The 13,207-nt window shown below is 71.9% G+C and carries 11 protein-coding genes; all 11 read left to right on the top strand.

From position 1 onward, the window contains the following. Window positions 1-29 precede the first annotated feature (29 nt). The 11 genes from IEY37_RS06530 (at window position 30) to IEY37_RS06480 (ending at window position 13,166) form a co-directional block, all read left to right on the top strand. Window positions 30-1,898 (top strand): branched-chain amino acid ABC transporter ATP-binding protein/permease, encoded by a 1,869-nt coding sequence (locus IEY37_RS06530; protein ID WP_188940673.1) that lies wholly within the window; start codon window positions 30-32, stop codon window positions 1,896-1,898. Continuing rightward, the gene (locus IEY37_RS06525; RefSeq protein ID WP_188940672.1) at window positions 1,895-2,611 is read left to right on the top strand and encodes an ABC transporter ATP-binding protein; all 717 of its coding nucleotides are present in this window, start codon (window positions 1,895-1,897) and stop codon (window positions 2,609-2,611) included. Before IEY37_RS06530 ends, IEY37_RS06525 begins: the two co-directional genes overlap by 4 nt. Window positions 2,612-2,878: 267 nt before the next feature. Next, complete coding sequence (locus IEY37_RS06520) at window positions 2,879-4,231, top strand: substrate-binding domain-containing protein (protein ID WP_188940671.1); 1,353 nt, start codon at window positions 2,879-2,881, stop codon at window positions 4,229-4,231. Between the two features lie 28 nt (window positions 4,232-4,259). Then, entirely contained in the window at window positions 4,260-4,952 is a 693-nt protein-coding gene (locus tag IEY37_RS06515) for a flavin reductase family protein (RefSeq protein WP_188940670.1), read from the top strand. Beyond that, window positions 4,949-6,172, top strand: a complete 1,224-nt coding sequence (locus tag IEY37_RS06510) for a serine hydrolase domain-containing protein (RefSeq protein ID WP_188940669.1) — start codon at window positions 4,949-4,951, stop codon at window positions 6,170-6,172. The genes IEY37_RS06515 and IEY37_RS06510 overlap by 4 nt, the downstream gene beginning before the upstream one ends. After that, the gene (locus IEY37_RS06505; RefSeq protein WP_188940668.1) at window positions 6,169-7,392 is read left to right on the top strand and encodes a serine hydrolase domain-containing protein; all 1,224 of its coding nucleotides are present in this window, start codon (window positions 6,169-6,171) and stop codon (window positions 7,390-7,392) included. The genes IEY37_RS06510 and IEY37_RS06505 overlap by 4 nt, the downstream gene beginning before the upstream one ends. A 61-nt stretch (window positions 7,393-7,453) precedes the next feature. Beyond that, window positions 7,454-8,305, top strand: coding sequence for an SMP-30/gluconolactonase/LRE family protein (locus IEY37_RS06500; RefSeq protein ID WP_188940667.1), 852 nt, complete (start codon window positions 7,454-7,456; stop codon window positions 8,303-8,305). 37 nt (window positions 8,306-8,342) lie between these two features. After that, window positions 8,343-9,194: an amidohydrolase family protein gene (locus IEY37_RS06495; RefSeq protein WP_188940666.1), complete on the top strand. Its 852-nt coding sequence runs from the start codon at window positions 8,343-8,345 to the stop codon at window positions 9,192-9,194. Continuing rightward, window positions 9,191-11,236, top strand: a complete 2,046-nt coding sequence (locus IEY37_RS06490; protein ID WP_188940665.1) for an acetate--CoA ligase family protein — start codon at window positions 9,191-9,193, stop codon at window positions 11,234-11,236. The genes IEY37_RS06495 and IEY37_RS06490 overlap by 4 nt, the downstream gene beginning before the upstream one ends. A gap of 330 nt (window positions 11,237-11,566) precedes the next feature. Next, a complete protein-coding gene (locus tag IEY37_RS06485; RefSeq protein WP_188940664.1) occupies window positions 11,567-12,739 on the top strand; it encodes a thiolase family protein in 1,173 nt (390 codons plus the stop codon). 13 nt (window positions 12,740-12,752) lie between these two features. Next, window positions 12,753-13,166 carry a Zn-ribbon domain-containing OB-fold protein gene (locus IEY37_RS06480; protein ID WP_188940663.1) on the top strand — a complete coding sequence of 138 codons (414 nt, stop codon included), beginning with the start codon at window positions 12,753-12,755 and terminating at the stop codon, window positions 13,164-13,166. The last annotated feature ends 41 nt before the right edge of the window (window positions 13,167-13,207 follow it).

The following is a 13,207-nucleotide window of genomic DNA, read 5'->3' as shown; positions in this document are numbered from 1 at the left end:
CGCCACCCGACCCGGCGACGGAGGACAACGTGATCATCGGTGACGCGAAGAACCGGACGCTGGTGCCCAGCGTCGCGATCGCCGGCGTGGTGACCGTCGCGGGACTCGCGCTGCCGCTCGACCCGGCGCTCCAGTACACCCTGATCGGCGCGCTGGCCTGGGCGATCGCCGCGATCGGGCTGGACGTCCTGGTCGGTTTCACCGGGCAGGTGTCCTTCGGGCAGGCGGCGTTCGTGGCCATCGGCGCCTACGCCACGTCCGCCTTCCGACTATCCATGGGCCTGCCGCTGGTGCTGGCCGTCGTGCTCGGTGTCGGTGTCACCGGCGTGATCGCCCTGGCCCTGGGCAGTGTCGTGGTCCGCTACCGCATCTTCGGCATCGCCACCGCCACCCTGTTCTTCGGTTACGTCGTGGTGACCGTGCTGACCGGCGACACCTTCAGCACCGTGTTCGGCGGCGCCAACGGCCTTGCCGTGCCGGAGTTCGCCGGGCTGGAGGCGGGCGGCAAGGGCTACCTGGCGGTCACCGGCGTCGTCCTGATCCTGGTCGTCGTCGCCACCTGCCTGCTCAACGACTCGCAGACCGGGCGGGCCTTCCGGATGGTCAAGACCAACGAGGCGGTCGCCGCGTCCGCGGGCATCCGGGTGCGGCAGGTGAAGATGATCTCCTTCGCCTACTGCTGCGTGCTGGCCGCGATCGCCGGAGTGCTCTACTCCGGCGTGGTCGGGTACCTGAGTCCCGAGGGGTTCGGCATCAAGCAGTCGGTGAACATCTTCGCCATGCTGGTGGTCGGCGGCGCCGGCACCGTCGGCGGTCCCATCCTCGGAGCCCTGCTGGTGACCATCCTCCCGGGCTACCTGTTGCGCGACGGCCACGTGTCCGCGGTCGTCTTCGCCGCCGTGCTGCTGGTGTTCCTGATCCTGCTGCCGGAGGGCATCTACGGGCTGGTGCACCGATGGGCGACGGTGCTCGGCAGGACGGTGCCCGGGCTGTCCGCGGCCGCGCTCCGATCCCGCAGCCGGTGGGCCACGGCCGGGCGGGCCGGCCCTCGCCCGCCGGCCGAAACCCCGCCCGACCGCCGGTCGAGCGGGTCCGACACGGGCGGGCTCGCCCTGGAGGTGGACGGCCTGCAGGTGCGGTTCGGCGACTTCGTCGCCCTGTCGCAGGTCGACGTGCGCATCGAGAGTGGGAGCGTGCACGCCATCGTGGGGCCGAACGGGGCCGGCAAGACCACGTTGCTCAACACGGTGTGCGGCCTGTACCTGCCGTCCCAGGGCGACATCCGCATCTTCGGTTCGTCGATCCGCGGGGTGAAGCCGCACCGGATCCGTGACCGAGGCGTCGTGCGGACCTTCCAGACGCCGGCGATCGTGCCGGATCTGGACGTGGTGGCCAACGTCAAGCTCGGTCTGGACACCGACCTGAAGGGGTCGTTGTGGACGGACCTGCTGGGCCCGCTGGCCACCGGGGGTCGGGAGCGGGTGCTCGAGTCCAGGGCACAGTGGGCACTGGATGCGGTGGGGATCGCCGCCCGCCGGCGCGGCATGCTGGCGCGGAACCTCGATCTCAGCGAGCAGAAGCGGGTCGAGCTGGCGCGCGGACTGGTCGGTCAAGGCCGCCTGCTGCTGCTGGACGAGCCGACGGCGGGGCTCTCCGCCGACGAGATGCAGGCGCTGGCTCAGACCCTGCGGCAGGTGCACCGCGACTTCGGGTTGACGATCATGGTGGTGTCCCACCACATCGGCTTCATCCGCGACATCGCCGACGCCATGACGGTCCTGGACTACGGCCGGGTCGTCGGCACCGGCACGCCGGACGACGTGCTGGCCCGCGCCGACATCGCTGCCACCTTCATGGGCGTCGAGACCGCCCCGCTGGCCGAGGCGGAGGACCTGTGACCGCGGGATCGCGCGCGGCAGCGTCTGCGGCGTTGCGCATCTCGAACCTGCGAGCCGGGTACGGCAAGGCCCGGGTGTTGCACGGCCTGGACCTGGCCGTCGAGCCCGGCGAGATGGTGGGTGTCGCGGGACCGAACGGCGTCGGCAAGTCGACGTTGCTCAAGGCCATCTCCGGCCTGATGCCGCGCATGGCGGACCGGATGGAGTTCGGCGGGGCGCCGTTGAAGCAGAGTCCGGTGGACGCCGTCGTCCAGGGCATCGCGCACGTACCCGAGGGCCGCCGCGTGCTCGCCGACCTGACCGTGGAGGAGAACCTGCGGATCGGTGGAATCGGTGGAAGGGTCCAGGATTTCGCCTCCGTGCGGCAGGGTGTCGTCGACCGGTTCCCGTCGATCGTCCCGCTGCTGCACCGCAAAGCCGGCCTGCTCAGCGGCGGCCAGCAACAGTTGGTCGCCATCGCGCGCGGGCTGGTGGCGCAGCCGCGGCTGTTGATGGTCGACGAGCTGAGCCTGGGGCTGTCACCGACCGCGGTGGCCAGTATCTCGGCAGCCACCGTGAGCAGCTGCCGGGAGCTCGGTGCATCGCTGCTGTGGGTCGACCAGAACCTGGCCATCCTCGGCAAGCACTGCGACCGCGTGATCCTGCTGCGGGACGGGGTTGCGGTCGACATAGATCCCCGGGACACCGGGGCCACCAATTCCGCCTACTTCTGACAGGCGAATTGTCGCAGACCTCTTGCAGATTCGAATATCAGGCTCTACGGTCGATCAGTCCGGCGCCTCGTCCGCGCCCGCTCCCTGCCCACCGGATCCGTCCCGGTGCTGTCCGCAGGACCCTCCGTCATCGTTGACATCCGCGAGGAGAAGCTCATGCACCCTGGACAGGTCACGCATCCTGGACAGATCACGCCGTCCGGCCCGAGGCGTGGCGGGCGGCGGCCGAACCGGACGGCCTCGCGGCACGGTCGCGGATGGGCCGCGGTGCTCGGCGCGGCGCTGCTCGCGACGGCCTGCAGCAGCGGCGCGACGACGTCCGGGGGCAGCTCGTCGGACTCGAGTGCGTCCGCCACGGTGGTCACCTCGTCGGCGTCGGCGTCGGCCGTGGCGAGCACCTCCGCCGGCGGTGCGAGCTCCACCGGGGCGACCGCCTCGTCCGGCGGTGCGAGCTCCGCCGGGGCGACCGCCTCCTCCGGTGGGGGATCGACCGGGTCCGCACCGGCCGGCTCCGGCTCCGCCGCAGCCGGAGGACTCGACGCCGTGCCGGCCGCGGCGCGCGACAACTACGCCGGCTTCGAGAACTTCGTCAAGCTCCTGCCCAACGGCTACGCGTCGTACAAGCCGCCGGCAGCGCCCTGGAAGTTCTGCCTGAGCGAGTCCTACACCGGCAATTCCTGGCGGCAGAACCACCTCGCGGAACTCCAGCGGTTGGTGAAGGGTCTGGCCGACACCGGCAAGGCCACCGGTGACCTCGTGGTGGCCGACTCGAACGGCAACACCGCGCTGCAGATCTCGCAGATCAACAACCTGGCTGGCCAGGGCTGCACCGTCATCGTCGCCCTGCCGGGGTCGGCCGACGCCACCTGCGACGCCATCGCCAAGGCCCGGGCTCGCGGCGTGCTGGTACTCACGTCCGATGCTCCCGCGAATTGCGCCGATGCCGTCAACGTGTCGTTCAACGGCTACACCGGCATGTATGCCGGAGCCGAAGCGGTGGCCAAGGCCATCGGCGGCAAGGGCGACGTCCTGGTCGTCACGGGTGTCCCGGGCGTGAGCGCGGAGGCCACCGAGCAGGCCGCGGTCGACGCGGTGGCCAAGAAGTATCCGGACATCAAGATCGTCGGGACGGTGGCCGGCAACTGGACACCGGCCGTGGCGCAGGCCGGTGTCGCCAAGTTCCTGTCCACGCACCAGGGCACGATCGACGGGGTCTTCGAGATGGGCGAGATGGGGGTAGGCACGGCCAGGGCGTTCCGTCAGGCCGGCCGCCCGGTGCCGGTGATGAATGCCGCCAGCGGCGAGTGCGCGGCGTTCGCCTACTGGAAGGCCAACCCCGACAAGGTGGCGTTCGCGGTGGTGCAGGCGCCCGAGGCGGCTGCGTACGAGACGTTCCACGTGGCGCTGCGGATGCTCAACGGCCAGCAGCCCGCGCTCAACACGCTGCTCTACCCGATCCCACGGGTGACCTCCGCGAACTTCGCCGACTTCTACCAGCCGTCATTCACCGAGGCCAGCACCTGCTACCCGCGGTCGCCCGACGGCCGGGCGGTGGCGGACAGCTACTTCGACCAGTTCTTCACCGGCGGTTCGCCGGTGTCCACCGAGCCGTCCAAGTGACGGCCGGAGCGCCTGGAGGGGACGACCGTTGTTCTACGACCCGCGGACCAGTGTCTCGGGGCTGCCGCACAGCCCGTTCAACTCGTGCTGCGTCCCGCGGCCCATCGGCTGGATCTCGACGCGCAGCCGCGCCGGTGTGAACAACCTGGCGCCGTTCAGCCAGTTCATGAACGTCACCTTCGACCCGCCGACGGTGCTGTTCAGCTCGTGCGGCACGCCGCAGACCGACACCGCCAACAACGCCATCGAGACCGGCGAGTTCGTGTGGAACATGGCCACCTACGACCAGCGCGACGACGTGGTGCGGTCCGCCGCCGTGTTCCCCCCGGACGTCGACGAGTTCGACGCACTCGGCATCCCGACGCTGCCCTCGACGTACGTGGCGCCGCCGCGCATCGCTGCGTCGCCGGTGCACTTCGAGTGCGTGGTGACGACCGTCCTGGACTTCCCCGGGCGGGTCCCGAAGGCCAGGGGGCAGCTCGTCCTCGGAGAGGTGATCGGTATCCACATCCGCGACGACGCGATCACCGCGGACGGGCGGCTGGACGTGCCGCGGCTTCGACCGCTGGCGCGACTCGGCTACCTGGATTACACGTCCGTGGAATCCCGGTTCGAGCTGACGGTCCCCGGCTACGACACCCTGTTCCACAACCCGGAGACGCTGCACGGGACTGTGCCCGATGGCGGCGGACGCCCGACCCTGGCGGGGAGCCCCGGGTGACGGACGGCGATCCGCCGGCCCTCCCGCTCCGATGGGACGGGGTGGCCGGCTGGGTCGGGCTGGCCGGCGACCGCGCCGGCGTCACCGAGCACGCCTGCTCGGGGGGTGTCCCGCGGTGGGCGGGTCTGCGCACGATCTTCCGGCTGGCGTCCATCACCAAGCTGCTCACGTCCGTGCTCGTGCTGCGCCAGGTCGAGTGCAGCCGGGTCGATCTCGACGAGCCGGTCCGGACCTATCTGCCGGACTTCGCGCGGCTGCCCGTGCTCGCCGGGTTCGACCCGGCGGGCGCTCCCGTCCTGCGGCCGCCCCGGACGGCCGCCACCGTGCGCCAGTTGCTCGCCCACACCTCCGGTGCGGCGTACGAGATCTGGAACCCGGACGCGTTCCGGTACCACACCTCGACCGGGACGCCGAGCGCCGCGACCGGCGATCGTCGAAGCCTCGGGTGCCCGCTCGTCGCCGACCCCGGCGCCGCGATCCACTACGGCACCGGCGCCGACTGGGCGGGTCTGCTCGTCGAGGCCGTCACCGGCAGCACCTTCGACGATCTCCTGCAGACCCAGATCTGCGAGCCGCTGGGCACCGTCGACATGACCACGGTGCTGGATACCGAGCAGGCCGGCCGCTGCCCCTCCGTCCGCCACCGGTCCGCCGACGGTCGGTGGAGCGAGACCGCCGTGGACTATCCGGTGGATCCCGACTTCCGGCCCGGTGGCGGATGTGTCTACGCCACCGCGGCCGATGTGCTGCTCGTCCTGCGGGCGTTGCTCTGCGGCGGCGCGCTGGGTGGGCGCAGGCTGCTGCGGCCGGAGTCGGTGCGCGAATTGACGGCGCCGCAGACCGGGCCGCTGCGGATACCGGTCATGCGGTCGTCCATCCCGTTCCTCAGCTGCGACGTGCCGTTCGGGCCGGAGTGGAGCTGGGGCCTCGGCGGGTGCGTCAACCACCGGGCGTTGCCGGGTCGGCGGTCCGCGGGCAGCTTCGGATGGGCCGGGCTCTACAACGGGTTCTTCTGGATCGACCCGACCGCGGACGTGGCGGCCGTCCTGTTCCTCAACCACCTGCCGTTCGTCGACGAGGTGGCACTGTCGGCGCTGGACTCCTTCGAGCGGGCGGTCTACCGCGGGCGTCGGCCGGAGAGGGCGACGGGCGCCGTCGCCGCGAGGGCGCCGGCGAGCCCGGCGCACCCGTCCCCGATGGCGCCGCAGGGGAGACGGTGACATCCGCCGGGCGGGCCCGCAGCGCGCCTTGGCAGGACGGCCTCGACGAGCTGTTGGCGTCCGCGGTCGAGCGCGGCGCGGTCCCCGGAGCCGTCGCGGTGGTGGCGGACGCCGACAGCGTGCTCTACCTGCGGGCCGTCGGCGTCGCCGACGGGCGCACCGGCCGCCCACTGGCGACCGACGCCGTCTTCCGCATCGCGTCGCAGACCAAGCTGGCGACGGCGCTGCTGGCGCTGACGCTGGTGGAGGACGGTGTCCTGGACCTCGCCGCACCGGTCCGGGACGTCCTGCCGGAGTTCGGCAGCCGCGGCGTCCTGACCGGCTTCGCCGGACGGGCGCCGGTCCTGGAGCAGACCCGCCGCACCGCCACGGTGCGCGACCTGCTCACCCACACCTCGGGACTCGGGTACGACACCTGGCACCCGGGACTGCGCCGCTTCCACGAGACGAACCGGCTGCCCGGCCTCGGTTCCGGGCTCCGGCACTGCCTCGACGCGCCGCTGGTCGCGCAGCCGACGGAGAGCTTCCACTACGGCACCAGCATGGACTGGCTCGGTCTGGTGCTGGAGCGGCTCACCGGCCGGTCCATCGACGCGCTGCTGCACGAGCGACTGTTCGATCCGCTCGGGATGCGCGACACCTGGTGCTGGATCAAGGACGACGCGGCCGCCCTGGCCCGGACCGCTGCCGTGCACGTCCGTCTCGCGGACGGTGGTTGGCTCGCGACCGACGCGGACTACTGGTCGCCCGGGGTGCGACGACCGGAGTTCCTCCCGGCCGGACATTGTCTGTATGCCACGGCGGTCAACTTCCTCGCGCTGCAGCAGCTGTTGCTCGGTGGCGGTCAGCGCGGCGCGGTGCGCATGCTGCCGCGGGACCGGGTGGACGCCCTGTTCACCAACGGCATCGGCGGTCTCGACGTCGGCCGGATTCCCACGGCGGATCCGGCCGCGAGCGCGCCGATGGACCTGCGGGGCTGGAAATGGAGCCTCGGCCTGCTGGTCAACCCGATCGAGCGGGCGGGTCTGCGATCGGCCTGGAGTGCCGGCTGGGCAGGCGGTTTCAACACCTTCTACTGGGTCGACCGGACGCGCGGGGTGACCGCGGCGCTCTACACGGCGACCCTGCCGTTCTACGACCCGGCGGTCCTGGACCTGTACGACCGCTTCGAGAGGGCGGTGTGTGCGGCACATCCCGTCGAGACAGATTCGAATCCTTGACCAATCTGCGAATCGATGCCAGAGTCGAGCTCGTCGATCACTGTGGAGGAGGCCTGCACCCATGCAGCCTGCGTTCCGGATCCTGGCCACGCGCATCGGTTTCCCGGAGGGGCCGGTCTGGTTGCCGGACGGTCGCCTCCTGGTGACCAGCATGTCCCGCGGACTGGTGTACAGCATCGACCCGGCTGCGGCGGACCCGTCCACGGCCGTCCTAGGCCAGGTCGAGACCGGCGGTGGCCCCAACGGTCTCGCCGCCGACGGGGCGGGCCGGGTGTACGTCGCCCAGAACGAGAACGCCACGATGCAGAGCCCGTCGCCGCGCCCGGTGCAGGCGGGGCTGCAGATCATCGACGGCGACGAGGTGACCGACGTGCCGCTGCCCGACAGCCACGCACCCAACGATCTCGTCGTCGGTCCCGACGGGGCGCTCTGGTTCACCGACCCGGGGACCAGTCGCCGGCCGAGCGCGTTCCCGCCCCGTGTCCGGCGCTGGGAGCCGGAGACCGGACGGGTCACCACCGTCTCCGACGACCTGCTGTTCCCCAACGGGCTGGCCTTCCCCGCCGACGGCTCCGCTCTGTTCGTCGCGGACTCGCGGCGCCACGAGATCGTCCGTTTCCGGCGCGACGGCGACCGTCTGGTCGACCGCAGCGTCTTCGCCCGGGTGGACGGGGCCGGACCGGACGGCGTGGCGTTCGACCGGGACGGCCGGCTCTACATCGCCGCTTTCGAGTCCGACGACGTGGTGGTGCTGGACACCGACGGCACCGTCGCCGACCGGTTGTCGACGGGGGAGCGGTCGCGACCGACCAACGTCTGCTTCGCCGGCGACGGCCTGACGACCCTCGTGGTCACCCTGGCCGTCGGCGGCCGGGTGGTGGCGATGGACGGGTTCTCCGGCTTGCCGGTCTGACCGCCTGCACCGACCTCCTGCCGCGAACGGAGCTCCCGTGATCATCGACGCCCACCATCACCTGTGGGACCGGTCCCGTGCCCGGTACCCGTTCCTGTCGGGCGTACCCGAGATCGATCGCGACGTCGACATGACCGACCTGCGGCCGCTCCTGCAGCGCTGCGGCGTCGACCGGACGGTCGTCGTCCAGGGCGTCGACAGCGACGCCGACACCGACTTCCTGTTCGAGCAGGCGGCCGGCAACGCCGAGATCGCGGCCGTGGTGGCCTGGGTGCCACTGGACCGGCCGGAAGAGGCAGCGCGGCGCCTGGACGAACTCGCGGTGCACCCGTCCTTCGCCGGCATCCGCGCCGGCATCAACTGGCAGCCCGATCCGGAGTGGATCCTGCGCCCCGACGTGTCCGAGGGGCTGGAACTGCTGGCGGACCGGGACATCCCGTTCGACCTGGTCTCCGTCCGGCGCCGGCACCTGGAGCTGGTGCCCGAGCTGGTCGAGCGGCATCCCCGGTTGCGCGTCGTCATCGACCACATCTCCAAGCCGCCGGTCGGGAAGCCGGACCGGGAACCGTGGTGGACCAACCTGGTCCGGGCGGCCCGGTACGACACGGTCCACGCCAAGCTGTCCGGCATCTTTCCCGCCCGCCCACCGATGGACCAGTGGACGGTGACGGACCTGCAACCCTTCGTCGACCACGCCGTCGAGGCGTTCGGCACCTCGCGGCTGATGTGGGGCAGCGACTGGCCGATCGTGGACCTGGCGGGCGGGTACGAGCGGATGTTCGACGCGCTGCTGTCCGTCTTCGAGCAGTGGCCGGCCGCCGACCGCGGCGCCGTGCTCGGCGGCACGGCGGCACGGTTCTACGGCATTCCCGCGGCGGTGACGGCGTGAGCCCCACGGCACGCGGGGTGGCCGTGGTCGGCGCCTCGGAGAACGGCATCCCGTGGACGGAGTGGCTGCTGGGCAGCCTGGCCAAGCACGGCCACACCGGACCCGTGTGGATGGTCAATCCACGCCGGGCGGCCGTCCACGGCCGTGCCACGGTGCCGGACGTCGCGTCGTTGCCGGGCGTGCCGGAGGTCGCCGCCGTGATGACCGGCGCCGACGTCGCCGTCGCGCAGATCGAGCAGCTGGTCGACCTGGGCTGTCGCCGGATCATGGTGGTCTCCAACGGCTTCGCCGAGCTGGGCACGGCGGACGGCCGGCGTCGCGAGGACCGGCTCCGCGCGCTGTGCGCCGGCCGGGACGTGCTCCTGGTGGGGCCCAACTGCGTCGGGTTCGCCTTCTTCCACGAGCAGTTGTGCGCCATCTCGCAGCCCGTGCCGCACGGACTGGTCGCCGGGGACGTCTCGATCGCCAGCCAGAGCGGGGGACTGACCGGCGCCACGCTCGGGGCGGTGCACCGCCAGGGACTCGGCGTGGACGCCGCCTTCTCGCTCGGCAACGGAGCCGTCTTCGGGATCACCGAAGCGCTGGAGGCGCTGGTCGCCAGGCCGACGACCTCGGTGGTGCTCGGCGTGGTCGAGTCGATCCGGGACCGGGCGGGTGTCGAACGGGCCGCGGCAGCGGCCCGGGACTCCGGCAAGACGATCGCCCTGCTGTTACTCGGCGCCTCGGCCGGTGGGCGGCAGGTCGCCCAGTCGCACACCGGAGCGATCGTCGGTCAGCAGCGGCTCACCGCCGCCTGGCTGCACTCGCTGGGTGTGGTGACCGTCGGCGGCGTCGAGGAACTCGGGCGCGTCGCCGCTCTGGGTCGCCTGCTCGGCCCGGGCGGCAGCGCGGGTGCCTTCGTGGCGACCGTCTCCGGCGGCGGCGCCGGACTCACCGCGGACCTGGCGGCCCGGCACCGCGTCCCGATGGCGGAACCGGCGCCGGGCACCGTGGACCGGCTCCGCGCCGCGCTGCCGGCCGGCGGCTACGTGGGCAACCCGATCGACATCAGCACCGGGGACGCGGCCGCGGTGTACGACGCGCTGGGCGACGATCCGGGCGTGCGGTACCTGATCGAGCCGTGGGCGCTGCCGTGGCCGACGGAGAGTCCCGAGTACCACTGGCAGCGCGCGGCCATGGGGCGGCTGGCCGACATGTCGGAACGGACCGGGATGCCGGTGCTGGTCTCCAGCCTCTTCTCACAACCGGTCTCGCCGTGGATGGCGGCCTTCGCCGAGGGCACCGGTCTGGAGGTCAGCGCGGATCTCGAGCTCACGCTGGCGGCCCTGGGCAGGTTGTCGCCCGGGCGGCCGCTGGACGGTGATCTCGTCCCGGCCGGTGGCGCGACGGACGCCGCGGGGGCCGGCCACTCGTCCGCCGTCGTCACCGAGGCACAGGCCAGGCAGTTGCTCGCGGCCGCGGGCGTCCCGGTGGTCCGCGGCGCGGAAGGCGCCGACGTGGAGGCGGTGGTGGCGCTCTCGGCCGGACTCACGGCACCGTTCGCCGTCAAGGTCTCCACGGACACGGTGGGGCACAAGGAGCGGATCGGCGGCGTGGTGCTGGGGGTCCCCGACGCGGACGGTGTGCGGGACGCCTGCCGGCAGATCCGGACCAACGCCGTCGCGGCCGGCGTCGATCCGGGCGCGGTCCGGTTCCTGGTCACCGAGATGGTCAGCGGATCGGAGCTTCTCGTGGGCGTGCAGCGGGATCCGGTCGCGGGTCCGTGCCTCACCGTCGCGGTCGGCGGCTGGGCGGCCGAGGCGGGCGCCGTCTTCGGCACGGTGCCCCTCCCGGCCGACTGGACGGAGCTGTCCCGCCGGCTGGACGTCTGGGGCCTGCGGCGCCTGCTCGGCGAGGACCGGGCGGCCGGTCTGCTGACCGTGCTCGAGGCGGTGGCCACCGCGGCCACCGGCCCGCTGTCGGCCTACCGTGAGATCGAGATCAACCCGGTGATGCTGACGAGCCGCGGGCCCGTGGTGGTCGATGCGTTGTTGACGCGATGATCGCCGCCATAATTCGAAACTCGTTGACGATTCGAAACTCCGACGTTAGCCTCGGCGACGAGATCCACTCGACTCAGCGGGGAGCGGGGATGGCACTGACCGCCGCACGGCGCCGGCACGGGGACGCTCTGCGACCACCCGCGTCCGCGCGGCGCTGTCGCCCGCCGCTCCGGCGTGGCCTCGTCGCCGCATCGATCCCTGGGTCCTGGGAGCGTCCGTCCTCACCACTGCGCCCCGCGAGCGTCCGCGGGTCCCTGTCCGCACCCTGGCGTCCCGACCCGCGGCCGCCCGTGTTCCTGTGCCCGTCCGTCCCCGGAAAGAGGTAGCCCCTTGTCCACCACCGCAGTGATCGCAGGCATCGGCGAGTCGAAGCTGGGCAAGGTGCCCGAGATGTCGGCACTCGGCATCACCGTCGACGCCGCGCTGAAGGCGATCGACGACGCCGGCCTCCAGGTCCAGGACATCGACGGGTTGCTGCTGCACCCCGCCTTCCACGTCTCGCCCCGGTACCACATCATCGTCGCCGAGACCCTGGGGCTGTACGTCAAGACCATGGCCGACACGACGATGATGGGTGGCGCGTCCTACGGTGCGGCCCTCGAGCGCGCGAAGTTCGCGGTGGAGAGCGGGTTGTGCCGCAACGTGCTGATCGTGGGCGGCGAGAAGCTGGCCACCGGCCACGTCAGCGGCTCCGCCATGATGGCGTCCGTCGGCGCCCACAATCTCGACTACGAGTACCCGTTCGCCGCCACCATCCCGGCGTACTACGGCCTCCTGGCGCAGCGCTACCTGCACGACTACGGGGCCACCGACGCGGATCTGGCAGCGGTGGCGGTCGCGACCCGCAAGCACGCCGCCCTCAACCCCGGCGCGACCATGCGCATGCCGATCACGGTCGACGACGTGCTGGCCTCGCCGGTGATCTCGAGCCCGCTCCACCGGCTCGACTGCTCCCTGGTGTCCGACGGGGCTGCCGCCTACGTCGTGTCCGCTCAGGGCACCAGCAAGGATCCCCGCCGTGAGATCTCGATGCTGGGCATCGGGCAGGCGCAGTCGTACTACCACATGGGGCAGCTCGCCGAGGGCAAGGGCGACCACGATCTGGTGCGGACCGTCGTGGACGTCGCGGGCAAGCGGGCCTACGAGCAGGCCGGTCTCGGGCCGGGTGACATGGACCTGGCCAACATCTACGACAGCTTCACCATCACCGTGGTGGTCCAGCTCGAGGACCTCGGCTTCTGCGGCCGCGGTGAGGCCGGCGCGTTCGTGACGGACGGCAACATCGACCCGGGTGGGAAGCTGCCGGTCAACACCCACGGCGGGCTGCTCAGCAACGCGCACCCCGGAGCCTGCGGCGGCATGCTCGGCTTCACCGAGGCCGTCCGCCAGCTCCGCGGCGAGGCCGAGGGCCGGCAGGTCGCCGACGCCCGTGCCGCCATGGTGACCTCGGCCAGCGCGGTGGCCTCCAACTTCTCCGTCAGCATCCTCGGTGCCTCGGCCTAGGAAAGGGATCTCCATGGCGCACATCACCCGACCGCTGCCCACGATCACGCAGGACTCCCAGGAGTTCTGGGCCTCCACGCACGACCACGCGATGAAGCTGCAGCGCTGTGACCGCTGCGGTCGGTTCTGGTACTACCCAGGACCGGTGTGCCACTACTGCGGCTCCACGGCGTTCACCTGGACCCCGGTCAGCGGCAAGGGCACGATCTACAGCTACAGCCTGCTCGAGCGCGCGCGTGGCAACCCCTTCGAGGGCGACGTGCCGATCGCGATCATCCTGGTCCGGCTCGAGGAGGGGCCGGTCATGATGTCGAACCTCGTCGACTACGGGGACGGCGACCTGGCCGTCGACGCCGCCGTGGAGGTGACCTACGAGGACGTCACCGACGAGGTGACCCTCCCGGTGTTCCGGCCCGCCGCCAGGTGAGCGTCCACGTCGCCTCCCTAGCGGCGATCCGCACCGGCACG

The sequence above is a fragment of the Nakamurella endophytica genome, assembly GCF_014646215.1.
GTDB classification, from domain to species: Bacteria; Actinomycetota; Actinomycetes; order Mycobacteriales; family Nakamurellaceae; genus Nakamurella; species Nakamurella endophytica.
The sequence above is the reverse complement of the archived record's forward strand: the minus strand, read 5'-3'. Positions and strand labels throughout refer to the sequence as shown.